At 60.8% G+C, this 24617-nt stretch carries 23 protein-coding genes and 1 pseudogene; 10 read left to right on the top strand and 14 right to left on the bottom strand.

Going from position 1 to position 24617, the window contains the following annotated elements:
- Positions 1-42: 42 nt before the first annotated feature.
- A complete protein-coding gene (locus DXT77_RS10765) occupies positions 43-546 on the bottom strand; it encodes an ATP-dependent zinc protease (protein ID WP_119427607.1) in 504 nt (167 codons plus the stop codon).
- Between the two features lie 173 nt (positions 547-719).
- Here DXT77_RS10765 and DXT77_RS10760 point away from each other — a divergent pair, with 173 nt between their 5' ends.
- Positions 720-1607, top strand: coding sequence for an acyltransferase (locus DXT77_RS10760; protein WP_119427606.1), 888 nt, complete (start codon positions 720-722; stop codon positions 1605-1607).
- A gap of 1 nt (position 1608) precedes the next feature.
- On the opposite strand, the gene DXT77_RS10755 is transcribed toward DXT77_RS10760, so the two are convergent.
- Positions 1609-2160, bottom strand: coding sequence for a DUF2780 domain-containing protein (locus tag DXT77_RS10755; protein ID WP_119427605.1), 552 nt, complete (start codon positions 2158-2160; stop codon positions 1609-1611).
- A gap of 149 nt (positions 2161-2309) precedes the next feature.
- Here DXT77_RS10755 and DXT77_RS10750 point away from each other — a divergent pair, with 149 nt between their 5' ends.
- From DXT77_RS10750 to DXT77_RS10740, 3 genes are all read left to right on the top strand, one after another.
- On the top strand, positions 2310-2936 hold the full coding sequence (locus DXT77_RS10750) for an RNA polymerase sigma factor (protein WP_119427670.1): 627 nt from the start codon (positions 2310-2312) through the stop codon (positions 2934-2936).
- A complete protein-coding gene (locus DXT77_RS10745) occupies positions 2933-3607 on the top strand; it encodes an anti-sigma factor domain-containing protein (RefSeq protein WP_119427604.1) in 675 nt (224 codons plus the stop codon). Before DXT77_RS10750 ends, DXT77_RS10745 begins: the two co-directional genes overlap by 4 nt.
- A gap of 159 nt (positions 3608-3766) precedes the next feature.
- Positions 3767-4153, top strand: a complete 387-nt coding sequence (locus DXT77_RS10740) for a hypothetical protein (RefSeq protein ID WP_119427603.1) — start codon at positions 3767-3769, stop codon at positions 4151-4153.
- A 79-nt stretch (positions 4154-4232) separates the two neighbouring features.
- Here the strand turns inward: DXT77_RS10740 and fdhA are convergent, their stop codons facing one another.
- From fdhA to DXT77_RS10700, 8 genes are all read right to left on the bottom strand, one after another.
- Positions 4233-5432, bottom strand: a complete 1200-nt coding sequence (fdhA, locus tag DXT77_RS10735; RefSeq protein WP_011336270.1) for a formaldehyde dehydrogenase, glutathione-independent — start codon at positions 5430-5432, stop codon at positions 4233-4235.
- A gap of 202 nt (positions 5433-5634) precedes the next feature.
- Positions 5635-6492, bottom strand: a complete 858-nt coding sequence (gene purU, locus DXT77_RS10730) for a formyltetrahydrofolate deformylase (RefSeq protein WP_007959808.1) — start codon at positions 6490-6492, stop codon at positions 5635-5637.
- A 50-nt stretch (positions 6493-6542) separates the two neighbouring features.
- Positions 6543-7175: a sarcosine oxidase subunit gamma gene (locus tag DXT77_RS10725; RefSeq protein WP_096817792.1), complete on the bottom strand. Its 633-nt coding sequence runs from the start codon at positions 7173-7175 to the stop codon at positions 6543-6545.
- 55 nt (positions 7176-7230) lie between these two features.
- Positions 7231-10248 carry a sarcosine oxidase subunit alpha gene (locus DXT77_RS10720; protein ID WP_119427602.1) on the bottom strand — a complete coding sequence of 1006 codons (3018 nt, stop codon included), beginning with the start codon at positions 10246-10248 and terminating at the stop codon, positions 7231-7233.
- Positions 10245-10574: a sarcosine oxidase subunit delta gene (locus DXT77_RS10715; protein ID WP_085709160.1), complete on the bottom strand. Its 330-nt coding sequence runs from the start codon at positions 10572-10574 to the stop codon at positions 10245-10247. Before DXT77_RS10715 ends, DXT77_RS10720 begins: the two co-directional genes overlap by 4 nt.
- A gap of 14 nt (positions 10575-10588) precedes the next feature.
- A complete protein-coding gene (locus DXT77_RS10710) occupies positions 10589-11839 on the bottom strand; it encodes a sarcosine oxidase subunit beta (protein ID WP_085688558.1) in 1251 nt (416 codons plus the stop codon).
- Positions 11840-11859: 20 nt separating this feature from the next.
- The gene (gene glyA / locus DXT77_RS10705; RefSeq protein WP_114885977.1) at positions 11860-13113 is read right to left on the bottom strand and encodes a serine hydroxymethyltransferase; all 1254 of its coding nucleotides are present in this window, start codon (positions 13111-13113) and stop codon (positions 11860-11862) included.
- Positions 13114-13272: 159 nt separating this feature from the next.
- A complete protein-coding gene (locus DXT77_RS10700) occupies positions 13273-13983 on the bottom strand; it encodes a TraX family protein (protein WP_119427601.1) in 711 nt (236 codons plus the stop codon).
- 128 nt (positions 13984-14111) lie between these two features.
- Between DXT77_RS10700 and DXT77_RS10695 the strand changes: the two genes are divergently transcribed.
- The 3 genes and pseudogenes from DXT77_RS10695 (at position 14112) to DXT77_RS10685 (ending at position 16765) form a co-directional block, all read left to right on the top strand.
- Complete coding sequence (locus DXT77_RS10695) at positions 14112-15152, top strand: low specificity L-threonine aldolase (protein ID WP_114885981.1); 1041 nt, start codon at positions 14112-14114, stop codon at positions 15150-15152.
- A 211-nt stretch (positions 15153-15363) separates the two neighbouring features.
- Complete coding sequence (locus DXT77_RS10690) at positions 15364-16188, top strand: NAD(P)-dependent oxidoreductase (protein WP_119427600.1); 825 nt, start codon at positions 15364-15366, stop codon at positions 16186-16188.
- A 90-nt stretch (positions 16189-16278) separates the two neighbouring features.
- A pseudogene (locus DXT77_RS10685) lies at positions 16279-16765 on the top strand (Hcp family type VI secretion system effector).
- A gap of 2 nt (positions 16766-16767) precedes the next feature.
- Here the strand turns inward: DXT77_RS10685 and DXT77_RS30085 are convergent.
- Positions 16768-17022 (bottom strand): hypothetical protein, encoded by a 255-nt coding sequence (locus DXT77_RS30085; RefSeq protein WP_256662934.1) that lies wholly within the window; start codon positions 17020-17022, stop codon positions 16768-16770.
- 230 nt (positions 17023-17252) lie between these two features.
- On the opposite strand from DXT77_RS30085, the gene DXT77_RS10680 reads away from it, so the two are divergent.
- The gene (locus DXT77_RS10680; RefSeq protein ID WP_256662933.1) at positions 17253-18209 is read left to right on the top strand and encodes a hypothetical protein; all 957 of its coding nucleotides are present in this window, start codon (positions 17253-17255) and stop codon (positions 18207-18209) included.
- Positions 18206-18592: a hypothetical protein gene (locus DXT77_RS10675; protein ID WP_119427599.1), complete on the top strand. Its 387-nt coding sequence runs from the start codon at positions 18206-18208 to the stop codon at positions 18590-18592. Before DXT77_RS10680 ends, DXT77_RS10675 begins: the two co-directional genes overlap by 4 nt.
- Positions 18593-18659: 67 nt before the next feature.
- On the opposite strand, the gene gbcB is transcribed toward DXT77_RS10675, so the two are convergent.
- Complete coding sequence (gbcB, locus tag DXT77_RS10670; protein WP_119427598.1) at positions 18660-19760, bottom strand: glycine-betaine demethylase subunit GbcB; 1101 nt, start codon at positions 19758-19760, stop codon at positions 18660-18662.
- A 280-nt stretch (positions 19761-20040) separates the two neighbouring features.
- Here gbcB and gbcA point away from each other — a divergent pair, with 280 nt between their 5' ends.
- The gene (gene gbcA / locus DXT77_RS10660; protein ID WP_119427597.1) at positions 20041-21333 is read left to right on the top strand and encodes a glycine-betaine demethylase subunit GbcA; all 1293 of its coding nucleotides are present in this window, start codon (positions 20041-20043) and stop codon (positions 21331-21333) included.
- A gap of 106 nt (positions 21334-21439) precedes the next feature.
- Here gbcA and DXT77_RS10655 read toward each other — a convergent pair whose 3' ends face one another.
- Positions 21440-22684 (bottom strand): metallophosphoesterase, encoded by a 1245-nt coding sequence (locus DXT77_RS10655; RefSeq protein WP_119427596.1) that lies wholly within the window; start codon positions 22682-22684, stop codon positions 21440-21442.
- A gap of 25 nt (positions 22685-22709) precedes the next feature.
- Positions 22710-24578: a hypothetical protein gene (locus DXT77_RS10650; protein ID WP_119427595.1), complete on the bottom strand. Its 1869-nt coding sequence runs from the start codon at positions 24576-24578 to the stop codon at positions 22710-22712.
- Positions 24579-24617: the final 39 nt, after the last annotated feature.

Below are 24617 nucleotides of genomic sequence, written 5' to 3'. Positions count from 1 at the left end.
GCGAACGGTGCCCCAAGCCTGACGTTACGTCAATGAGACCACTTAGCAGTCCGGCTTGTCGGCAGTGAAACGCCGCGCCGGGTTTACCGCTGCACCGAACTCACGCAAGGCCTTGGCACCGATCAGCAACGGGTAGTTGAAGTGGCTGCGGTCGGTCAGGTTGACCTCGACGGTACGCTTGACGTTGCCCAGGCACAGCTCCAGATCGACCACCGGACGCTTGGCCACTTCGGTGCTTTCACCCTCGTCTTCTTCATCCGAGCGGCTCTTGATCTTGCTGATGCGCGCGATCTTGTGTTCGAACACCTTGTTGCTGGCGTCCTTGGTGGCGAGGCGGAAACGCACCCAGTCTTCACCGTCGCGGGTGAAGGTCTCGATGTCCTTGGCCGACAGCGAGGCGGTCAGCGCACCGGTGTCCATTTTCGCCTTGAGCACCTGCCCGCCGATTTCCGGCAGCGCGATGTATTCGTAGCGCCCGTACAGGGTCGGCTCGGCGGCCAGCACCGGCAGGGCAACGAGGGAAAGCAATGCAAGGAGGGATTTCACGTAATGGGCTTCCTTGGGAAATGGGGGCGTCTGACGCGAGATTTTAGACCGCTGTTCGCTTGATCGTTCCCGCAAGGCTAACGCGCCAAAGGTGAAACATTCGTAACCCATGATTTGGCCTGTCGCCCGAAGCCACTTATCATGGCGCGCCCATCCGCTTTCAAGAGTTGCTTATGCGCCGCCTGCTCACCGGCTGTCTCGTCACCCTGCTGCTGTTGCTCAACACCCTGGTGCTGTTCGGCCCGCTGATGGTGTTCGCCCTGCTCAAGCTGATCCTGCCGGGACGCTTTCGCGATTACGCCTCGTGGGCGGTGATGTGGATCGCCGAGACCTGGGCGGAGATCGACAAACTGATCTTCCGCCTGTGCATCCCGACACAATGGGACATCCGTGGCGGCGATGATCTGCGTGGCGACACGTCGTATCTGGTGATCAGCAACCATCAGTCCTGGGTCGATATCCCGGCGCTGATCCAGACCCTCAACCGGCGCACGCCGTTCTTCAAGTTCTTCCTCAAGAAAGAACTGATCTGGGTACCGTTCCTCGGCCTGGCCTGGTGGGCACTGGATTACCCGTTCATGAAACGCTACACCAAGGCGTTCCTGGCGAAACACCCGGAACTGGCGGGCAAGGATCTGGAAATCACCAAAGCCGCCTGCGAGCTGTTCAAGCGCCAGCCGGTGACGGTGGTGAATTATCTGGAAGGCACCCGCTACACCACGGCCAAGAGCACGCAGCAACAATCACCGTTCAGCCATTTGCTCAAGCCCAAGGCCGGCGGCGTGGCGTTTGTACTGGCGGCGATGGGTGAACAGCTTGATGCGATTCTCGATGTGACCGTGGTTTATCCACAACCGAAGATTCCGGGGTTCTGGGACCTGATCAGCGGCAACGTACCGCGGGTGATCATCGATATCCGGACTCGTGAACTCGACCCGGCGCTGTGGCAGGGCGACTACGAAAACGATCCGGTGTTTCGCGAGAAGGTCCAGAGCTGGGTCAACCAGCTCTGGACCGAGAAAGACCAGCGCATCGCCGAACTGCGCGGCGAGCGCGGCTGAATCAGCTGCCGCTGCCCCAGATGCTGCCCAGACTTTGCAGCAACGAGCCGCCGACACCCTGCTGACCGAGATATTGCAGCAGGATCGGGGCAAACTGGCCGACCATGCCGCTGTCCATGCCCAACGCACCGAAGGCATTGTTCAGATCATTGGTGTCCTTGACGTTACCCAAGGCATTTTCCAGCCCGGCGGATTTACCCGAGGAGCCGAGCAGACCGCTCAACGCCGCCAGATTGCCGCCACCACCGGAGAGTTTGTCGATCCCCGGCACGTCCTTTGCCAACTGCGAATAGTCCGTGTTGCTGAGTTTGTTCTTCGCCAGCCCCAGCATGGCACTGGTACCGCCGACCGCTTGCTGCGGCGTGACATTCAGCGCGCTCAGTGCACTCAACAGCCCGGCGGTTTCCGAGGTTGGCGCCGCTGCCGCAGCCTTGTCACCGCCCTGCATGCCCGATACCGCACCGGCAACGTCGTTCAGGCTGAAACCGGCAAACACCGGTCCGGCCGCCAGGGTCAGGAGCGATGCCAGGGCAAAACCGCGTGAAATCTTCATTCAGACATCCTCTTGTGGCGTGAAAACCCTTCGTCGACGAAGAGTAAAACTGCCGGTTTGACCGAGTATCCACCGACATGTTCCGAGCGTAGCGCATCCATTCTGAACCCGGCCGCGTATATGAAACGTGAAACGCCGGATACCTCATGATGAATGGCACGAGCGCTGTCGCTGAACTAGCCTGTGAACTACCTGAAACCAGCGCCCGCCCTGTCTGGAGACTCGTCATCACCCTCGCCGACACCGATCAGCTCCGGCAATTGCTGGCCCAGTGTTCACTGGGCGACCGCCGTGCCTTCGAAACGCTGTACCGCAGCGTGGGCCCGCGCCTGCACGGCGTGGCCCTGCGCTTCATGGGGCGCCCGGATCTGGCCGAAGAAGTGTTGCAGGAAAGCTTCGTGCGGATCTGGAACAACGCCTCGCGCTACGAATCGCACCTGTCGGCACCGATGACCTGGATGATCAACATCACCCGCCATCTGGCCATCGACCAGTTGCGCAAGCACCGCGACCGGCCTTTGACTGATTTCGAGCAGGAAGCCCTGGTGGATGAAAACCCCTCGGCCCATGACCTGTTGAACAGCGCCCGCGAAGCCACAGCCCTGAACCGCTGCCTGGAAACCCTCGAAGGCATGCAGCGCCGGTCGATCACCGTGGCCTACTTTCAGGGCTTGTCCTGCTCGGAACTGGCCGAGCATCTGGCGGCGCCGCTGGGTTCGGTCAAGTCATGGATTCGCCGTGGCATGGAACGCCTGCGCCGGTGCCTTGAATCATGAACTACCAGACCCCTGCCCTGCGCCGCGCCCTCGCCGCCGATTACGCTATCGGCCTGATGGCTGCGCCGGCCCGTCGGCGTTTCGAGCAATTGCTGCTGGAAGACGCGGCCCTGCGTGCCGAACTGGCGCACTGGCAGGAAAGCCTCGCCAGCCTCACCGAAACACTGCCGGAGGTTCCGGTGCCGGAGCGCGTGTGGCACGGCGTTACTGCACGTATCGAACCGCAAGAACTGCATGTGCCCGAGAAACGTCCGTTCTGGAACTGGCTGCGGGTGACAGCAGCACTGGCCTCCATCATGGTGCTGGTGTTCCTCGGCTCGCTGTACACCCACGACGACGCCCGCTACCGCGCCACGCTGCTGAGCGCCGACGCGCAACCGGCGCTGAAGGTCGAGGCCCATGATGATTACCTGCAAGTCGAGCCGCTGACATTGGCGGCCGTCGATCCTCAGCGCAGTCTGGAATTGTGGGCGATTCCGGCCGATGGCAAGCCGATTTCGCTCGGTGTGATCCCGGCGGGCGGCAAAGGCAAGGTTGAACTGAGTGAGGCACAGAAGGCGCTGATCGGCAAACCGATTGCGCTGGCGGTCAGTCTTGAACCGAAGGGTGGGTCGCCGACCGGACAGCCGACGGGGCCGGTTCTTTATCAAGGGGCGTTGGCGGCGCTATGAATGAGATCGGGAGCGGACAAGGACGCTCTCTGCCTCAAGAGTAATTGCCAACGCATCCTTTATTCCAAAACAGGCTTATTGACTGTCAGATCTGACAGTACTTTCAAAAACGACAGTATCTGAACATGTGTCCTCCAACCCTGTAGCGGAGTACGTCCCATGCTCAAATATCTGATTGCCGGTTCAGTCATCGCCCTGACACTCAGCAGCACTGTCTATGCAAATTGCCTGGAGGCCACGTCATTCAAAAAACTGAGTGACGGTAAATTCGAAGCAACGAGCCCCTATGGCACGGTTGAAGTTGATGTTGATCCCGGCAGCGCCAGTGAAAGCGATGTCCAGGCACTCCCCTTCACAGCCGCACGAGCAAAAGAAACGACTACCAATGCGGCCAGAGTCATCTGCCAATACGAAAGCAAAGGATCGGAAATTGGCGCCTCACTGGTCTTGAAAAAAGGATCGCCGATCAATCTGACCGGACCGGACTGGAAAAACGATGATTGCGCAACGAAGGACGGTGACGTTCAAAAGTGCGCTTTCAACTAGTCGAACGTTTCGATGACAGCACAAGACAATTTCACGAAAAAGGGCGACCTGACCGGCCGCCCTTTTTCGTGGTCACAACTTACGCCGCACTGAACAACTTGTGCGGATCAATCACAAACTTCTTCGGCACGCCCGCATCGAACTCGCCGTAACCTTCCGGCGCCTGGTCGAGGCTGATGACCTGCACGCCCACCACTTCGGCGATGTTGATGCGGTCCCACATGATCGCCTGCATCAGCTGGCGGTTGTACTTCATCACCGGAGTCTGGCCGGTGTGGAAGCTGTGGGATTTCGCCCAGCCTAGGCCGAAGCGAATGCTCAGGCTGCCCATTTTCGCGGCGGCATCGACAGCGCCCGGATCTTCAGTCACGTACAGGCCCGGGATACCGATCTTGCCGGCGACGCGCACCACGCCCATCAGCGAGTTCAGCACGGTGGCCGGGGCTTCGGATTTGACGCCGTCGTGACCATGGCCGCGAGCTTCGAAGCCCACGCAGTCCACCGCGCAATCCACTTCAGGTTCGCCCAGCAGCGCGGCGATCTGTTCGTGCAGCGGGGTATCTTTCGACAGGTCGACGATTTCAAAACCCTGAGCCTTGGCGTGGGCCAGGCGGATGGTGTTGACGTCGCCGACGATCACCACCGCCGCGCCGAGCAGACGGGCCGAAGCGGCAGCCGCCAGACCGACCGGGCCGGCGCCCGCGATGTAAACGGTGCTGCCCGGACCGACGCCAGCAGTAACGGCGCCGTGGTAACCGGTCGGCAGGATGTCGGAAAGACAGGTCAGGTCACGGATTTTCTCCATGGCCTTGTCGCGGTCCGGCAGTTTCAGCAGGTTGAAGTCGGCGTACGGCACCAGCACGTATTCGGCCTGGCCGCCGGTCCAGTCGCCCATGTCGACGTAACCGTAGGCACCGCCGGCGCGAGCCGGGTTGACGGTCAGGCAGACGCCGGTGTGTTGCTCCTTGCAGGAACGGCAGCGCCCGCAAGCCACGTTGAACGGAACGGACACCAGGTCGCCGATTTTCAGGCTTTCGACGTCACTGCCCTTCTCGATCACTTCACCGGTGATCTCGTGCCCCAGCACCAGACCGACCTGGGCCGTGGTACGGCCGCGCACCATGTGCTGGTCGGAGCCGCAAATGTTGGTTGAAACCACACGCAGGATGACACCGTGCTCGATCTTCCTGCCGCGCGGATCCTGCATTTTCGGATAGTCGATTTTCTGTACTTCGACCTTGCCAGCGCCGAGATACACCACACCACGATTGCCAGACATGCTTTCACCTCGCTGTTGTTTTTATGGAACCGCGCCGCCCAGGCAGGCAGCGCGTTAAGTGCTCGGGTACAGATGCTGATTCTTGTGTTGCCTGTTATGGCCTCATCGCCAGCAGGCTGGCTCCCACAGTTGATTTCTGGTGTCACTGAGATCTGTGATCAGCACAAAACCCAGTGGGAGCTAGCCTGCTAGCGATAGCGATCTAGAGAACGACGGTGCGGTTGGCGTTCAGGAACACCCGCCGCTCAATGTGATACCCCACGGCCCGGGCCAGGGTCAGGCCTTCAATGTCGCGGCCCTTGGCAATCAGGTCTTCGGGGTAATGACTGTGATCCACCGCCTCGACGCCCTGGGCGATGATCGGCCCCTCGTCGAGGTCGTTGTTGATGTAGTGCGCGGTCGCGCCCACCAGTTTTACGCCCTTGTTGTAGGCCTGGTGATACGGCTTGGCGCCCTTGAAGCCCGGCAGCAGCGAGTGATGAATGTTGATCGCCTTGCCATCGAGCTTGCGGCACAACTCCGGCGACAACACCTGCATGTAGCGGGCGAGGATCACCAGTTCGGCGCCGGCCTCCTCGATCACCTGCCACACCTGCCGCTCCTGGGCCGGTTTGTCGTTGGGGTCGAGGGGGAAATGGTAGTAGGGAATCTGGTGCCAGTCGGCCAGCGGCTTGAGGTCCGGGTGGTTGGACACCACCGCCGCCACGTCCATCGACAACTGGCCGATGCGCTGGCGGTAGAGTAAGTCGTTGAGGCAGTGATCGGCCTTGGAGACCATGATCACCACTTTCGGCCGGTAGTTCGGCGCGGTCAGCTCGAAGATCATGCCGAACGCCTGACCGCGTTCGGCGAGGCCGGCGCGGAAGGATTGTTCGTCAAAACCGTCGGGCTGACGGAATTCCACACGAATGAAAAAACGGCCCGAGAGCCGGTCGTCGAACGAGTGGTGCTCGGTGACGTAGCAGCCCTGCTCGAACAGAAAACGCGTCACCGCGTCCACGGTGCCGAGAACGCTGGGGCAGTCGGCGGTCAGAATCCATGTATCCGGGGCGCGGCTCATTGTTGTTTTACTCCTCTACTCGTTCCCCACGCACAGCGTGGGAACGATCATTACGCCTGAACGCTAAGGCCGTATTCGGCGGACGCATCCTGCAACCACAACCACCAGTAATCCGAGAAGCTGCGACGGATCAGCAGTTCCCAGGTGTCTTCGGCGGTGTGGCGAATCATCAGCTGCGACTTGGCGAACACCGTGCCCACAGCCTTGCCGACCGGGAAGTTGTTCGGATGCACGTCGTAGCTGGTGGATTTCATCAGCACCTGACGCACGTTCGGGCCGCTCAGTTCGAGCACCTGCTGGCCGCCGCTAACATTGACGATCGCGATGTGCAGATCGCCCAGCGCCTCGCGCAATTTCTGCTCGGCAGCGAACTCTTCGCCGCTCGGCACGATCAGCAGCCACTCGTCCGGGCCCATCCATTGCAGGCTGGTTTCACCTTTGACGATCACGCTCAGAGCGCCCGGCAACTCGATGCCCAGGGCCTTGTGCACACCGGCGGCGAACGCGGCATCGTGGCCGTCGCCACGAATGGTCAGATGGCCAAGAAGTTTCTTCTCGCGCACGGTGACACCGGCGCTTTTGCGGCCCTTGCCGACCAGGCTGGCGAGGTCGGCGTGATGCAGCGACGACTCGGCCTTGGCCCCGGTGGTCGGGCGTTGTTGGTAAACATTGGCTGCGGTCATAAAGCACCCTTCCTGAATTCTGTGCCGCTCCCGCGCCAGGCGCGGGAGCGCTCAATTAGATGTTCTGGCGATCGCCTTTCGGATCGAAGAACACCGAAGAAACGATTTCCGCCTCGATCACGCTGCCATCCGCCAGCGGTGCAAACACCCGCTCGCCCAGACGCTTCAGACCGCCCTTCACCACGCCCATGGCAAACGAATAGCCGAGGGAGTTGTGCGCGTAGCTGGAGGTCACGTGGCCGACCATGGTCATCGGGATCGTCTGCTTGGTGTTGAACACCAGTTGCGCGCCTTCCGGCAGCCAGACGTTCGGATCGATCGGCTTCAGGCCCACCAGCTGTTTACGCTGGTCACGCACGCAGTCTTCACGGTTCATGCCGCGCTGGCCGATCCACGAGAACGTTTTGGTGCGACCGACGCACCAGCCCATGTTCAGGTCGTCCGGGGTCATCGAGCCGTCGGTGTCCTGGCCGACGATGATGAAGCCCTTCTCGGCCCGCAGGACGTGCATGGTTTCAGTGCCGTACGGGGTCAGGTTGTACTGCTTGCCGGCCTCGACGATTTTTTCCAGCACACCCATCGCGTAGTCGGCCTGGACGTTGACTTCGTACGACAGCTCGCCGGTGAACGAGATACGGAACACCCGCGCCGGCACACCGCCGACCAGACCTTCTTTCCAGGTCATGAACGGGAACGCTTCGTTGGCCAGATCGATGTCGGTCACGGCGCTGAGCAGCTTGCGGCTGTTCGGGCCGGACAGGGTCATGGTCGCCCAGTGGTCGGTGACGGAGGTGAAGTACACCTTCATCTCTGGCCATTCGGTCTGGTGGTACAGCTCCAGCCACTGCAGTACGCGAGCCGCGCCGCCGGTGGTGGTGGTCATGACGAAATGGTTGTCGGCCAGACACGCCGTCACACCGTCGTCGAAGACCATGCCGTCTTCCTTGCACATCAGGCCGTAACGGGCCTTGCCCACGTCGAGCTTGGTCCAGGCGTTGGTGTACACGCGGTTGAGGAACTCACGGGCGTCCGGGCCCTGGATGTCGATCTTGCCCAGGGTCGAAGCGTCCAGCAGACCGACGCTGTCGCGCACAGCCTTGCACTCGCGTTTGACCGCGGCGTGCATGTCTTCGCCGTTTTTCGGGAAGTACCACGGACGTTTCCACTGGCCGACGTCTTCGAACTCGGCGCCGTTTTTCAGGTGCCATTGATGCAGTGCGGTGTAACGCACAGGTTCGAAGATGTGCCCACAGTGACGGCCGGCTACTGCGCCAAACGTCACCGGCGTGTAGTTCGGACGGAACATCGTGGTGCCCATCTGCGGGATGGTCACGTTCAGCGAACGGGCGGCGATGGCCAGACCGTTGACGTTGCCGAGCTTGCCCTGATCGGTGCCGAAGCCCAGTGCGGTGTAGCGTTTGACGTGCTCGACCGACTCGAAACCTTCGCGGGTCGCCAGTTCGATGGCGGCGGCGGTGACGTCGTTCTGCAGGTCGACGAATTGTTTCGGCGCCCGGGAAGTGCCCTTCTCGTGCGGCACCTGGAACAGCGCCAGCGTCGGTTCTTCGTGGCGGCTCAGGGCTTTCGGCAACACGCCTTCGACGGTCTGGAAACCGGCTTCGGCTGCGGCGCGCACGCCGCCTTCAAAACCGTCGGCCAAGGAATCGCCGAGACCGTAGACGCCGTTGATGCCACCGACGCACACGCGTTTCTGCGGTGCTTCGCCCGGTACGAAACCGAGGATGTCTTCGCGCCAGATCGGCTTGCCGCCCAGGTGCGAAGCCAGGTGCACCACCGGGCTGTAACCGCCGGAGCTGGCGATCACGTCGCAGTCCAGCCATTCGCCGGGACTGGTCACGGCATGGCCTTTCACATCGATGGCGGCCACGCGGGCAGCGGTCACACGCTTGCTGCCACGGGCCTCGATCACGGCGCTGCCGGTGAGGATACGAATGCCTTTGGCGCGCGCTTCTTCAACCAATGCGCCACGCGGATTGCTGCGGGCATCAGCGATGGCCACCACTTGCAGGCTGGCGTCGAGCCAGTCCAGCGCTACGCGATAGGCGTGATCGTTGTTGGTGGTCAGCACCAGCTTCTTGCCCGGCGCCACGCCGTAACGGCGCACGTAAGTCGACACCGCACCGGCCAGCATGTTGCCCGGCACATCGTTGTTGCCGTAGACCAGCGGACGCTCGTGAGCGCCGGTCGCCAGTACCACACGCTTGGCGCGGACACGGTGGATGCGCTGACGCACCTGGCCGATCGGCGCGCGGTCGCCGAGGTGATCGGTGAGGCGTTCGTGAATGGTCAGGAAGTTGTGGTCGTGGTAACCGTTGACCGTGGCGCGCGGCAACAGCAGCACGTCCGGGGTATTTTTCAGTTCGGCCACCACACTGGCGACCCACTCCACGGCAGGCTTGCCGTCGAGGCTCTCGCGGGAGTCGAGCAGGCTACCGCCGAACTCTTCCTGTTCATCGGCGATGATCACCCGGGCACCGCTGCGCGCAGCGGCCAGGGCAGCGGCCAGACCGGCAGGGCCGGCGCCGACGATCAGCACGTCGCAGTGCTGGTTCATGTAGTCGTAGGTGTCCGGATCGACTTCGGTCGGCGAGCGACCCAGACCTGCAGCCTTACGAATGTACTTCTCGTAAGTCATCCAGAACGATTGCGGGTACATGAAGGTTTTGTAGTAGAAGCCCGGCGGCATCAGCTTGCCGCCGACCTTGCCGAGAATCCCCATCATGTCGTTGTTGACGCTCGGCCAGCCGTTGGTGCTGGTGGCGACCAGGCCCTGATACAGCGCCTGTTGCGTGGCGCGCACGTTAGGAATCTGGGTGGCTTCGGTGGCACCGATCTGCAGCACCGCGTTCGGCTCTTCGGCACCGGCGGCGAAGATGCCGCGAGGGCGCGAGTACTTGAAGCTGCGGCCGATGATGTCGACGCCGTTGGCGATCAGCGCCGAGGCCAGCGAATCGCCCTCGAAGCCTTTGTAGCTCTGACCGTTGAAGGTGAAGCTCAGCACTTTGTTGCGGTCGATCCGTCCACCGTTGGACAGGCGATTGGTCTGGCTCATACCTTCTCTCCCAGCGCCGGCGTGGCTGTTTTCGCAGGGTCAGCCTTGTCGGTGAATTGCGGCTTGGTGCCGATCTTGTAGGTTTCGAGAATCTCGTAGGTCACGGTGTCGCGGGTGACGTTGAAGTACTGGCGGCAACCGGCGACGTGATCCCACAACTCGTGGTGCAGACCACGCGGGTTGTCGCGGAAGAACATGTAGTCGCCCCACTCCTCGTCGGTGCAGCTGTTCGGATCCAGCGGACGCGGAATGTGCGCCTGGCCGGATGCATGAAATTCCTCTTCGGAGCGCAGTTCGCCGCAGTGAGGACAGAAGATATGCAACATGGGAATTTCTCCTGTTAGTGGGCGACAGCCGCAGCGCCGTGTTCGTCGATCAACGCACCGCTGTGGAAACGGTCGATGGAGAAAGGTGCGGCCAGCGGGTGCATTTCACCCTTGGCCAGACTCGCGGCAAACACATTGCCCGAGCCCGGCGTGGCCTTGAAGCCGCCGGTGCCCCAACCGCAGTTGAAGAACATGTTCGGTACCGGTGTTTTCGAAATGATCGGGCAGGCGTCCGGCGTAGTGTCGACGATGCCGCCCCACTGACGGTTCATGCGTACCCGCGACAGCACCGGGAACATCTCGACGATGGCCTGAATGGTGTGCTCGATCACCGGGTACGAACCGCGCTGGCCGTAGCCGTTGTAGCCGTCGATACCGGCGCCGATCACCAGGTCGCCCTTGTCGGACTGGCTGATGTAACCGTGCACGGCGTTGGACATGATCACGCTGTCGATGATCGGCTTGATCGGCTCGGATACCAGCGCCTGCAGCGGGTGGGATTCGATCGGCAGACGGAAACCGGCGAGTTTGGCCATGTGTCCGGAGTTACCGGCGGTGACCACACCGACGCGCTTGGCTCCGATGAAACCCTTGTTGGTTTCAACGCCGATGCACACGCCGTTTTCCTTGCGGAAACCGATCACTTCGGTCTGCTGGATCAGGTCAACACCGAGGGCGTCGGCGGCACGGGCAAAGCCCCACGCCACGGCATCGTGACGGGCCACGCCGCCGCGACGCTGGACGGTTGCGCCCATCACCGGGTAGCGGGTGTTTTTCGAGCAGTCGAGGTACGGGATCTCGTCCGCGACTTGCTTGGCGTTGAGCAGTTCGCCGTCAACGCCGTTGAGGCGGTTGGCGCTGACCCGACGCTCGGAATCACGGATGTCCTGCAAGGTGTGGCACAGGTTGTAGACGCCGCGCTGGGAGAACATCACGTTGTAGTTCAGGTCCTGAGACAGGCCTTCCCACAGTTTCATCGCGTGTTCGTACAGGTGCGCCGACTCGTCCCACAGGTAGTTGGAGCGAACGATGGTGGTGTTGCGCGCCGTGTTGCCGCCGCCCAGCCAGCCCTTCTCGACCACGGCCACGTTGGTGATGCCGTGTTCCTTGGCCAGGTAGTAGGCAGTCGCCAGACCGTGCCCGCCGCCGCCGACGATGACCACGTCGTAGACCTTTTTCGGGGTCGGCGTGCGCCACATGCGCTGCCAGTTTTCGTGGTGGCTGAGGGAGTGCTTGAAGAGGCCGAAGCCCGAATAGCGTTGCATAGTCATTTACTCCAGAACGCTCAGCGATAAACCGGGAAGTCTGCGCACAGGGCCGCAACCTGCTGGGCGACGTTGGCCTCGACATCGGCATCGCCGAGGTTGTCGAGGATGTCGCAGATCCAGCCGGCCAGCGTCACGCACTGCGCCACCTTGAAGCCGCGGGTGGTCACCGCCGGGGTGCCGATGCGCAGGCCGGAGGTGACGAACGGCGACTGCGGGTCGTTCGGTACGGCGTTCTTGTTGACGGTGATGTGGGCGCGACCGAGGGCGGCGTCCGCGTCTTTACCGGTGAGGCCCTGACGGATCAGGCTGACCAGGAACAAGTGGTTGTCGGTGCCGCCGGACACTACATCGTAGCCACGTTTGATAAAGACGCTCGCCATCGCCTGGGCGTTGTCGATCACTTGTTGCTGATAGGCCTTGAAGCCAGGCTCCAGCGCTTCCTTGAAGCACACGGCTTTACCGGCGATGACGTGCATCAGCGGGCCGCCCTGGGCGCCGGGGAATACCGCCGCGTTGAGCTTCTTCTCGATCTCTTCGTTGGCCTTGGCCAGGATCAGGCCGCCACGGGGACCGCGCAGGGTCTTGTGAGTCGTGGTGGTGACCACATCGGCGTACGGCAGCGGGTTCGGGTACAGACCGGCAGCTACCAGACCGGCAACGTGGGCCATGTCGACGAACAGCAGCGCGCCAACCTTGTCGGCGATCTGACGGAAGCGCGGGAAGTCGAGGGTCTTCGAGTAGGCCGAGAAACCGGCGACGATCATTTTCGGTTTGTGCTCGACGGCCAGACGCTCGACTTCGTCGTAATCGATCAGGCCGGTCTTGGTGTCGATGCCGTACTGCACGGCGTTGTACAGCTTGCCCGAGGACGACACCTTGGCGCCGTGGGTCAGGTGACCGCCGTGGGCCAGGCTCATGCCGAGAATGGTGTCTCCGGCCTGGATCAGTGCCAGGTACACCGCGCTGTTGGCCGAAGAACCGGAGTGCGGCTGGACGTTGGCGTAATCGGCGCCGAACAGTTGCTTGGCGCGTTCGATGGCCAGCGCTTCAACCTTGTCGACGTGCTCGCAGCCACCGTAGTAGCGCTTGCCCGGATAACCTTCGGCGTACTTGTTGGTCAGGCCGCTGCCTTGCGCTTCCATGACGCGCTTGCTGGTGTAGTTCTCCGACGCGATCAGCTCGATGTGATCTTCCTGACGTTGCTCCTCGGCATTCATCGCCGCCAGCAGTGCATCGTCGTAACCCTGGATCCGGTCTTGCTTGCTGAACATCGCGTCTCTCCCAGCGGCATCTGTGCGCCATTCGTCTCGGTAAGGCACTGGCAATGATGGCAGTGCCCTTTGATGCCGATGGTATGGCCGGCGCAGGGAGGTCAAATGCCTACGGACGCCACGCAAAGGTGCGTTTACGACATGGCGACAGCGACGGACTCAAACAAGCAGCTGGCGCAAGGCCAGAAGAACGAGGAAATGCGCGGGATAGAGCGCATACGCCCAGCGCCGCAGGGGTGACGCATGGAGGTAAGTGGCGTGTCGCAACAGGAACATTCCGGACAGTGGCGCGATCAGGCAGGTCGCAATGCCGAGGACCGCCACGCGGTTGCCGAACTGCGCGGATTCGAAGAGCACCTGCCACTGATTCGCCGCCAGACACACCAGCCCCGGCAGCAGGCTGAAATACCAGGGTTTGCGAAACACCAGCAACATCGCCAGCGGCAGCAGGACGCCGAACAGACCGAACATCAGTCGCTCCGGGAACAACGCGGCCACCAGCAAGGCGCCGGCAGCCAGCAATCGCGAAACCAATGCCTGATCCTGCCAGCCCCGCGCCACCAGCAATCCCGGCGCCAGCGTGGGCATCACGTTCAAGGTGTCGGGATCGGGAACGTACAAACGGTAGGGAATCTCGCTGAACAGACTGAACAACAGCAACCAGCCAAGATAACGCCATTCGGTCTTGCGCGCGCCGTCCCGCGCCAGGTTCGCCGCCATCGCCAGACAGAACCACGGGAACGCCAGCCGCCCCGGTACATACAGCCAATCGGCGCTGATCCCGACATATCGCAGGTGATCGAGCAGCATGCTCAGCAGCGCCAGCCACTTGAGCAGATCGAGTGCGCCGTCGCGCCGGCTCAGGTGCATAATCGGCTCGCATCCTTGTAAAGTTCTGACAGCGACATCCCGTGTGCTCCCCGGATGATCTTCGGTACAGTGCGCACCATCATTGACCCCACGAAGCGCCACAAGCGCCTCGATCACGGAAGCCGGCCATGACCGACAAGAGCCAACAATTCGCCAGCGACAACTACTCCGGTATCTGCCCCGAAGCCTGGGCTGCCATGGAACAGGCCAACCACGGCCACCAGCGCGCCTACGGCGACGATGAGTGGACAGCACGCGCCTCCGATTATTTCCGCAAGCTGTTCGAGACCGACTGCGAAGTGTTCTTCGCCTTCAACGGCACCGCCGCCAACTCCCTGGCCCTGTCGTCGCTGTGCCAGAGTTACCACAGCGTGATCTGCTCGGAAACCGCCCACGTCGAAACCGACGAATGCGGCGCACCGGAGTTCTTCTCCAACGGTTCGAAACTGCTGATCGCCGGTACTGAAAACGGCAAGATCACCCCGGCCTCGATCCGCGAAGTCGCGCTCAAGCGCCAGGATATCCACTACCCGAAACCACGCGTGGTGACCCTGACCCAGGCCACCGAAGTCGGCAGCGTCTACACCCCGGAAGAAGTCCGCGCCATCAGCGACACCTGCAAGGAACTGGGCCTGAACCTGCACATGGACGGCGCGCGGTTCTCCAACGCCTGCGCGTTCCTCGGCTGCTCGCCGGCGGACCTGACCTGGAAGGCCGGCGTCGACGTGCTGTGCTTCGGCGGCACGAAAAACGGCATGGCGGTGGGTGAAGCGATCCTGTTCTTCAACCATAAACTGGCCGAAGACTTCGACTACCGCTGCAAACAGGCGGGGCAACTGGCCTCGAAGATGCGCTTCCTGTCGGCCCCGTGGGTCGGCATCCTGGAAAACGACGCCTGGCTCAAATACGCCCGCCACGCCAACCACTGCGCGCAACTTTTGGCAGAACTGGTCAGCGACATCCCGGGCGTGGAACTGATGTTCCCGGTGCAGGCCAACGGCGTGTTCCTGCAACTCTCGGAACCGGCCATCGCCGCGCTGACCGCTCGCGGCTGGCGCTTCTACACCTTCATCGGCAAGGGTGGTGCGCGCTTCATGTGCTCGTGGGACACCGAAGAAGAGCGCGTACGCGAGCTGGCCCGCGACATCCGCGAAGTCATGTCCCACTAAAGTCCCGGCTTGCACAGCTCCCCTGTGGGAGCGAGCCTGCTCGCGATGAGGCCAGCACATCCAACATGGATGCAAGCTGACACTCCGCCATCGCGAGCAGGCTCGCTCCCACAAAAGCTCACCCGATCGCCCCTCATCGTTTGCACCTGAAGACTTGGTCTACATTGTCTGTCGAGCCATCGCTCACATAACAATAAGCAGGAGCTTGCGCATGTCGCTAAAAGGCAAAACCTTGTTCATCACTGGCGCCAGCCGTGGCATCGGGCGCGAGATTGCGCTGCGGGCTGCGCGGGACGGGGCTAATATCGTGATCGCGGCCAAGAGCGCCGAACCCCACGCCAAGTTGCCCGGCACCATTCACAGCGTCGCGGCGGAAGTCGAAGCGGCTGGCGGCAAGGCTTTGGCCCTGCAGCTCGATGTGCGCGAGGAAGAGGCCGTGCGCCAGGCACTGGCGCAGGCCAACGAACACTTCGGCGGGATCGATGCGCTGGTGAACAATGCCGGGGCGATCAAGTTGACCGGTGTGCAGCACATCGAACTCAAGCGTTTCGACCTGATGCACCAGATCAACACCCGCGCGGTGTTGCTCTGCAGCCAGGCAGCCCTGCCCTATCTGAAGAAGTCCGCCGGGCACATTCTCAACCTGTCGCCGCCGCTGAATATGGCCAGCAAATGGTTCGCGCAATACAGCCCCTACACCGTGACCAAGTACGGCATGAGCATGCTGACCGTCGGGATGAGCGAGGAGTTCGCCAATTACGGGATCAGTGTGAATTCGCTGTGGCCGCAAACCATGATCGCCACTGCCGCCATCGAATTTCAGTTGGGCAACCGGGAGTCGTTCAAGCATGCGCGCACGCCGCAGATCATGGCGGATGCGGCACATGTGATTCTGGGCAGCAGCGGGCGGCGGATTACCGGGCGGTTGTTGATCGATGAGGAGATTTTGCGGGAGAACGGTGTGAGTGAATTCGAACACTATCGGTTTGAACCGGACAGCAACGCGAAACTGATGCCTGACCTGTTTATCGACTGAACATTTTCAGAAACGACCTACGCCAGGTCCTACATAACTCAAACAAACCTCGCCATAGACTGCCGACTCCATTTTCGAGGAGTGCAGACTATGGCGAACCCTGCCTACATGACCATCACCGGCAAGATCCAGGGCCTTATTTCAGCCGGATGCTCGACGCCGGAATCGGTCGGCAACAAATACCAGACGGCCCATACCGATGAAATCATGGTGTTCGCTCTGAGCCATGAAATTCGCCGCGACGCCAATCTCGGCAAACCCGTCCACCGGCCGGTCATCATCACCAAAGCGGTCGACAAATCTTCCCCATTGCTGGCTCAGGCGCATTCGAACAGCGAAGAACTGGACTGCACGATCAGTCTCTACCGCACATCACCCCAGGGGCAGCAGGAAAAAATACTATTCGATCACCCTCGACGGGGCGGTCCTCGCTGAACTGTCGCAGGATGTGCCCCATGTCATTCTGCAAAACGATGCCCAGCCTCAAGAACAACTGGCCATTCGTTACCGCGGCATCAGTTGGGTACACCACATTGCAGGCACCACTGGCTATACCTCGTGGGGCGAAGCGGGTTGAGTTCACGGCAGCATGATCTGTGCGAAGTACAGGACGCCGCCGGCAACCTGCTTGGACAGGCACTGACCATCGGAAACCGTCATCTGGCATATGGCATTGCACGTGTGCAATTCCATCAACAAGTCGCGTACTTCGCCAAGCGAATTACCGAGGAGGTAGCGGACGGACGCCTGACGCCGCAGCAAGGGATCAATGCGCTTGCGCAGGAACAACGAAACCTGTTGAACCAGTCCCGGGCCCTGCAGCAAAACAGACACGGCACGCTCACCGGCGCGGCCAGGACACCACGCTTGTCGATGCTTCCACAGGCTGCAGCGAATCCCGATCCACAACGTTTACTGCGGGCCGTTCGCCAGCAGAATCTGAGAGTGACGCACCTGAACTCAGCGCCGCTCTCTTCTGCGCATCCGGTCAACGACTTGCGATTTTCCCCCGCGAACACTGGCCCCAGGAATTGCCGGCACCGGAGGAGCCAGGGTTCTACATCGTGCCGAAAAGTCTGTCCGCCGAGAAACTGCAGGCGCAACTGTTTCCGTCGCCCAACCCGAATGTCATCGCCAAATTCAAAAGCCTCAATCCGCTGGAAGACGTGGTGAAAGCAGGATCGTTGATTGTCCTGAGCGATCCGGACAATCAGCAATGCACCTATGAAGAATCACTGCTGATGGAAACCGCGCACATCGTCAGCATGGCGCTGGCGCCGTTGACGCTGGAAGAGGCGGACTTTTTTGCGCAGCACTATGAGGTCATCAGAAGGACGCTTTCAGATGGCTCGAAAGTTATTGGGGTTGGGACTGCCATGGCAGCTAATCATCTGGATGGCATAAAAGCCGCTTTGAAAGACATTGAGGCATTACATATCAGCACTATCGAGACCAATGGCAGCCTGAACTCAAAGGCATTCAAAAAGCGGCGCGCCGAATTACTTCAACGGCTGGACGGACAACTCACCGGACTGACGAAGAAAGTCATTGGCCTCCCTGATCACCCAAACCTCAAGATCGCTCTAGGGATCGAGCATCCGCACCTGGTGCACCGCTGGAGGAAGGCTGGCGGCATCGGCCAGGCACCCGGATACGCCACTCACATTCAAGGCGTGGTGAAAGCCTCGCAATACGTAAAATATGGCGGATGGATTGGTACGGCCGTGGGTGGCGGAGCCTCGGTAATGAAGGTTCAGGATGTCTGTACGAACGAGAACGCCGAGGCGTGCGAAAAGATTAAATTCACCGAAACCGGAAGTTTTCTGGGTGGAGCTGTCGGTTCTGTTGTAGGTGCAAGCACGGCCTCCACCATTTGCGTAGCACTCGGGGTAACCAGTGCAGGAATCGGTGGGGCACTGTGCGGGATCGTGGTTGCGGGAGCCGGATCCTTTACGGTCGGCTATATGGGCGAAAAAGGCGGCGAAATCGCCGGTGAATTGATTTACGAGAAAACCCGATGAGTTATGAAACTGCAAGAGATGCTTTTATCATTCTAAACATCATAAACTTCGCCGCACTCATAATAATTAACTGCATCGTTCTATATATCGCAAAAACAAAAATAGAACTAATAATGAACAGCCTTCAAAACAGTTCGATCGCCGGAGGCCTTATGATGCTATGGCATGGAGGCGTGCGGGGGCGGATCTACATGATGGGGGAAATTTTCAGCTTCCTGAAACGTCCAGAAATCTACCTTTATCAAGGAAAACTGAGCGCAAAAGATATTAAAAATTTTCCGCCAGACTTCAAACGCACGCTACTTACACTATATAAATATCAGAGAATTACCGGCTTAACTTTTTTGTTCTTTGGACTTCTCGCCGCATTAGAAGTTATTTAAAAACAGCAACTAATGACTTCATACGATCTCCCCTACGAGAGATCGCCCCCAAGCCTGCAAACTGAATTCAATATTCGATACGAACATCCCCCTTCGGCACGCTGCAGCAAGAAAGAATGTACCCCTCCGCCTCGTCGTCCTCGGTGATCCCGCCGTTGTGGTCCATCTCCACCTCGCCGCCGAGCTTGAGCACCTTGCACGTCCCGCAGATCCCCATGCCACAGGCTTTCGGGATCATCAGGCCGACCTTGGCCGCCGCCGCATGCACGGTCTCGCCCGGTGCCACGCGGATGCTCTTGTCCGATGAGGTGAACTCCACCAGGTGCAGATCCGCCGCCGGGATTTCCGGTGCTTCGGCGGCCTGTTCGGCCTGTTCCACTGCGTCGGCGCGGGCTTCCGGCGGCGTGGCGCCGAAGGACTCCTCGTGATAGCGCTTCATGTCGTAGCCGGCGTTTTCCAGCAGGCGCTTGACCGCCGTCATGTACGGCGTCGGGCCGCAGCAGAAGACTTCGCGCTCGAGGAAGTCCGGCACCATCAGTTCCAGCATCTTGTGATTCAGGTAGCCGCGATAACCGGCCCACGGCTCGCCCAGCCCGTGTTTTTCGCAGATCAGGTGCAGACTGAAGTTGTCGATCCGCGACGCCATGTGTTCCAGCTCGCGGTGGTAAATGATGTCTTTGGGCGAGCGGGCGCTGTGGATGAATGTCATGTCGACGTTACCGTTGGTGTCGTAGAACCAGCGCGCCATGGACATGCATGGCGTAATGCCGACGCCGCCGCTGAGGTACAGCACTTTCGGGCTCGGGAAGTCGATAGCATTGAACAGCCCGACCGGGCCGTGTACCGCCAGCTCCTGACCTTCGTGCAGCGTGTCGTGCAGCCAGTTGGACACCTTGCCCCCAGGCACGCGCTTGATGGTCACCGAAAAGCTGTACGGCACCGACGGCGAGCTGGAAATGGTGTACGAACGCATGATCGGCTGGCCTTCGATTTCCAGCTCCAGGGTCACGAACTGCCCGGGCTTGAAGAAGAACAGGATCGGCTGGTCGGCCATGAAACAGAAGGTGCGCACGTCCCAGGTTTCCTGGATGACTTTGACGCAACGGACGATGTGTCGGCCATTGGCCCAGGTCTGGGTGGTGACCGGATTCAGGAAGCTGTTCGACATGCTGTTCTCCACGGCCGACTGTCGGCCTTCATGTGGCGATTCTGCGTATAGCGCGAACGGCCCGTTTACCTATCCGCGACATTCACATACTTATCGCGACCAGCCCCCAACCACCGGGGGTTGCGCGTCGGGAACAGATTGCACCATGTCGCCCATGGATAAGGTTCCGGGCAGCGCCGGCCCCACACTCGCCCCAACACAAACAGATTCTTTACACCTTGCGCTGCAACCCTGATCAGCCACTTTCGCGGCCACGCAGATGGCCTTGAGGAATTCATCGATGGACACCGCAAAACTCAGCCTGGGCGACACGCTGGAACCCGCACGCAAGGCCACCGCACAAATGCTGCAGGAACGCGAGCGCACCTATTCGCTGCCGCAACCGTTCTACAGTGACGAGCGCCTGTTCGATATCGACATGCAGGAGATCTTCCAGAAAGAGTGGCTGATCGCCGGCATGACCTGCGAGATCCCGGCCAAGGGCAACTACATCACCCTGCAGATCGGCAAGAACCCGATCATCGTCATCCGTGGCGCCGAAGGCGTGGTGCATGCGTTCCACAACGTCTGCCGCCACCGAGGCTCACGCCTGTGCACCAGCGACAAGGGCAAGGTCGCCAAGCTGGTCTGCCACTACCACCAGTGGACGTATGAGCTGGACGGTCGCCTGCTGTTCGCCGGCACCGAAATGGGCGCCGACTTCGACATGAAGCAGTACGGCCTCAAGCCGGTGAACGTGAAGACCGCCGGCGGCTACATCTTCATCAGCCTGGCGGAGAACCCGCCGGCCATCGATGACTTCCTGTCGACCCTGAACCACTACATGGAACCGTATGACATGGAAAACACCAAGGTGGCGGTGCAAACCACCTTGATGGAAAAGGCCAACTGGAAACTGGTGCTGGAAAACAACCGCGAGTGCTACCACTGCAACGGTTCGCACCCGGAATTGCTGAAAACCCTGCTGGAGTGGGACGACGTCACCGACCCGCGCGCCGACCAGGCGTTCAAGGATCATGTCGCCGCCTCTGCTGCCGCGTGGGAAGCCGAAAAGATCCCTTACGCCCATGCCAGTTTCGGCCTGCGCAACCGCATCGTGCGCATGCCGCTGCTCAAGGGCACCGTGTCGATGACCATGGACGGCAAACAGGGCTGCGCCAAACTGATGGGCCGGATCAAGAACCCGGACCTGGGCTCGATGCGCATCCTGCACCTGCCGCACTCGTGGAACCACTGCATGGGCGACCACATCATCGTGTTCACCGTGTGGCCGATCAGCGCCCAGGAAACCATGGTCACCACCAAGTGGATCGTGCACAAGGATGCCGTGGAAGGCGTGGATTACGACGTCGAGCGCATGCGCAAAGTGTGGGACGCGACCAACGATCAGGACCGTCGCCTGGCCGAAGAAAACCAGCGCGGGATCAACTCCACCGCGTATCAGCCGGGGCCGTACTCCAAGACTTATGAGTTCGGCGTGGTCAACTTCGTCGACTGGTATAGCGAGCGCATGCTGAGCAACCTCGGGGCCGAGCCTGCGCCGTACCTCAAAGGGGTGCCGGTCCAAGGATAAAAGCAAAAGCATCGCCAGCAGGCTGGCTCCCACAGGAGATATCTGTTCACCAGAGATCCAGTGTGGGAGCCAGCCTGCTGGCGATGGCGTCATCGCTGTCATCGCATCACTTGGATGACCACCTCACACTGCCATCCTCGCCAATAAACTCTTCGAAAATCTCCTCCCCCACCAACCTGATTTTCGCGTACCCGTTCAACACCCGCAGCGGATAGTCCGGATCCTTCGCATCCTGCGTTTCGGAAAACAGTATCCGTGAATGCCCGTTCAGCTCGCTGGTGGTGCCATAGGGAATCGCTCCGTGCCCGGCGCAGCGTGCATGCAGACCGCCCTGGGTCGCATAGACGATGCCGTTGTGCAGATGCCCCCAATACCAGTAATCCGGCTCACGTCCCAGCGCATCGCACACCGGTTGATACAGCGCAGTCTTGTTGTGCCCGGTGATATCGAAGCCCTGATGATGACTGAGCACCATCAGTTTCTTGCGTTTGGGCAAGCCCTTCATCCAGGCGATTTGCGGTTCGTTCAGCGTGCCGTCCATGTACAGGTTCATCACGTCCGAGGCATAGGCCGTGTCCAGCCCGACAATCAGCCAGTCGTCGTTGATCAGGGCAAAGTAGCTGGTGCCCTGCTGCCCCGGAAAACGCGCGGCCAGTTCCTTGAAGTAACCGTGCGCACCGCTGTACATCTCGTGGTTGGAATTGAGGGTGAACGAGCCGTGGGTGCCCATCGGCCAGCCGGACATGTCGGTGTCCTCCTGGGAATGGGTGCCCGCGTAGTAGACATCCCCCAGGTGAATGGTGAAGTCGGCATTGGCCAGTTGCATCTGGTTGGCCACCGACACCGCCGGTGCATGACTGTTGAACGGCCCGGTGCCCCAGTCGCCGGCAATCGCCAACGTCACTTCGCGCTCCATGGTCACCAGTGCCGGGTCGGTGCCGAAGGTCGCGTGGTGACGCAGGTTTTCGATCCATTTGAGCAGCGCCTCGCTCCACAGCAGATCCAGCAGTTCCCACTTGCGGCAGCCGAGCAGCGTGCCGTCCTTGAGCACTTTGGTTTGCAGTTGATCAGGGGACTGCGGCAACGGCGTTGCATTGCCGATGCGCAGGATCGACAGGCCGTGGGACAACTCCCACGGCACGGCCGGCTCGTCATCCGGCAACTCTCCGTGCTTGAGCACGTACTGCGCCTGATCGTGACCGCGCTGGAGCAGCTTGATGATGGCCTGGAACTCCTCGGGCTCCAGTTCACTGATGAGCTTCATCCAGGCCATTTCGATGCGCGTAAGCAAACCGTGCAAGCGTACTTTGACCTTGTCGTATTCATGCTTCAGATGACCGACCGCTGACATGGCGTAATCCTCTATCCGTAGGGGTTCACAGGGTTTTCATGAATTCGATCAGTGCACGTTTGTCGTCGTCCGACAGTGTCGTGCCATACAGGTGACCGCTGTTGTGATTGCCCTCCAGGCGCGTGTCGTACTTGAAGTCCGCCGAGGCTTTCGCTTGGGCGCCGCTGGTCACGAAGCCGACGTTGACCGGGTCGTAGACATCGGAGCCGGTGATGAACACCTGCGGACGTTTTTCCAGCGGTTGCAGCAAGTCCCAAAGCGTCGGCACCGAGCCGTTGTGCAGATAAGGCGCGCGCAGCCAGATGCCGTCGGTGGGCGTGTTGCTGTAGCTCTGGGTCTTGCGGTAGGCACCGAAATCGAACGGCGGCTTCTTGAAGGTGTGGAACGCCGCCACCAGCCCGGTGGTGAACGAGTCGAGGCGATGCGGATCGGTGCCGAGCTGGTCGATGTTGGTGGTGACCTGCCCGGTGTCGGCGCGACCGAAGTCGTGGCAACCGGCGCAATTGGCTTCCCAGATCGGTTTGCCCTGGGCGACTTTGGCCTGATCCAGCGCCCACGGCCACGCGGGTGCCTTGTGTCCGAGCAGCCAGTTGGTCACGCGATTGAAACTCGGCGGCAGCACCGATTCCGGCGTTGCACCCACGGCCATCGCGGCGGCGTAGTTGCGCTCGTGGATCTTGTTGTTATTGCCGTCCCAGTGCAGGTACATCGATTCCCGGGGTTTCTGGTTCCACACTTGCGGCAGGTCGACGGTGCCGATGGTCGAGTCATCCGGGAAGCCGAACACCACCATTTTCGTCGGGTTGAAAGTGTCGGTACGCCCCGGCCCCTGCAGCGGACGCAACTTCTGCCAGGCGTAGGCCTGCTTCTGTTTGAGTAGCGCGGTCTTGGCCATCGGGATGATCAGGTAACGGTTGTAGAGCCGCTCGAAGAAACCGAGCTGAAACTTGCTGTTGATCGCCGCCATCACCGCGTCGGTAGTGAATTTCGGGTCGCTGGCGCAATCGTAGGCGAACCACTGGAAAGCCTGCAGTTGCAGGGTGTTGGCCGGTGCGCTCGGCACATTGACCGCAACGTCGCTGGCATTCGCCCGGTAGGAACCGGTGTGGCACAACGCACAGTTCGGCTCGACGGTCGGGTAACCGATCTGCCGCTTGGCCATGCCGATCGGCAGGTCCTTGCCGTTCTCGAACAGGAAACCGAAAACCTCCCAGCCGCCGGGTTTCGGCATCTTCTCGGGGCACATCTGCGGCAGCACGGAGAACAGGTAATACGGAATCCGCGCTTCGATGCCGAGGCCAATGGCGGCGTATTTGTAGTGATCTTCGTCGGAGGCGTATTCCTGCTCCGGCACCACCCGCAGCATCTGATACCAGGTCTGGTAACCGATGAACGCCAGCAGCGCGACCACCACCAGCGTGCCGACCTTGAACCCGTGGTTCTGCCAATGCCGCGCCCACGCCGCCCGCCATTCGCGCCAGCCATCACAGAGCAAGGCCAGTGGTCGGTTTTCAGGGGTGGTGCCGAGGTACAGCAGGATGCCGAGGATCAGGAAAAAGCTCAGGTCGCCCATCAGCATCGGCACGAACACCGAGCCCTGGCTGCTGGTGTCGATCAGGTAGATCCAGAACGCCACGGCGATCAGCCGCGTCAGCACACACAACCAGGAATGCACCACATAGCGCGGCGCGTTGAAGCCCGACGGCATGTAGAACACGCTGATGCCCACCAGCAGCATCCCGGCGTTTTCCAGCCACGGGTCGGAGAGTTGCGGCGGCAGGCCGACCACCGATGTCAGCAACCCCGGCGCAAACAGCGCCGGGATCGCGAACACCATGTTCATCGCTATGCCGAGCCAGATGAAACGTTGAAACCAGCGGATGTAGCTGTCCATGTCATCCATTTCCTTGTGCAGACAGGAGAGGTCTAGTGC

This window comes from Pseudomonas sp. 91RF, assembly GCF_003576265.1.
Classification (GTDB): domain Bacteria; phylum Pseudomonadota; class Gammaproteobacteria; order Pseudomonadales; family Pseudomonadaceae; genus Aquipseudomonas; species Aquipseudomonas kribbensis.
This window is presented reverse-complemented; position numbering and strand designations above follow the sequence as displayed.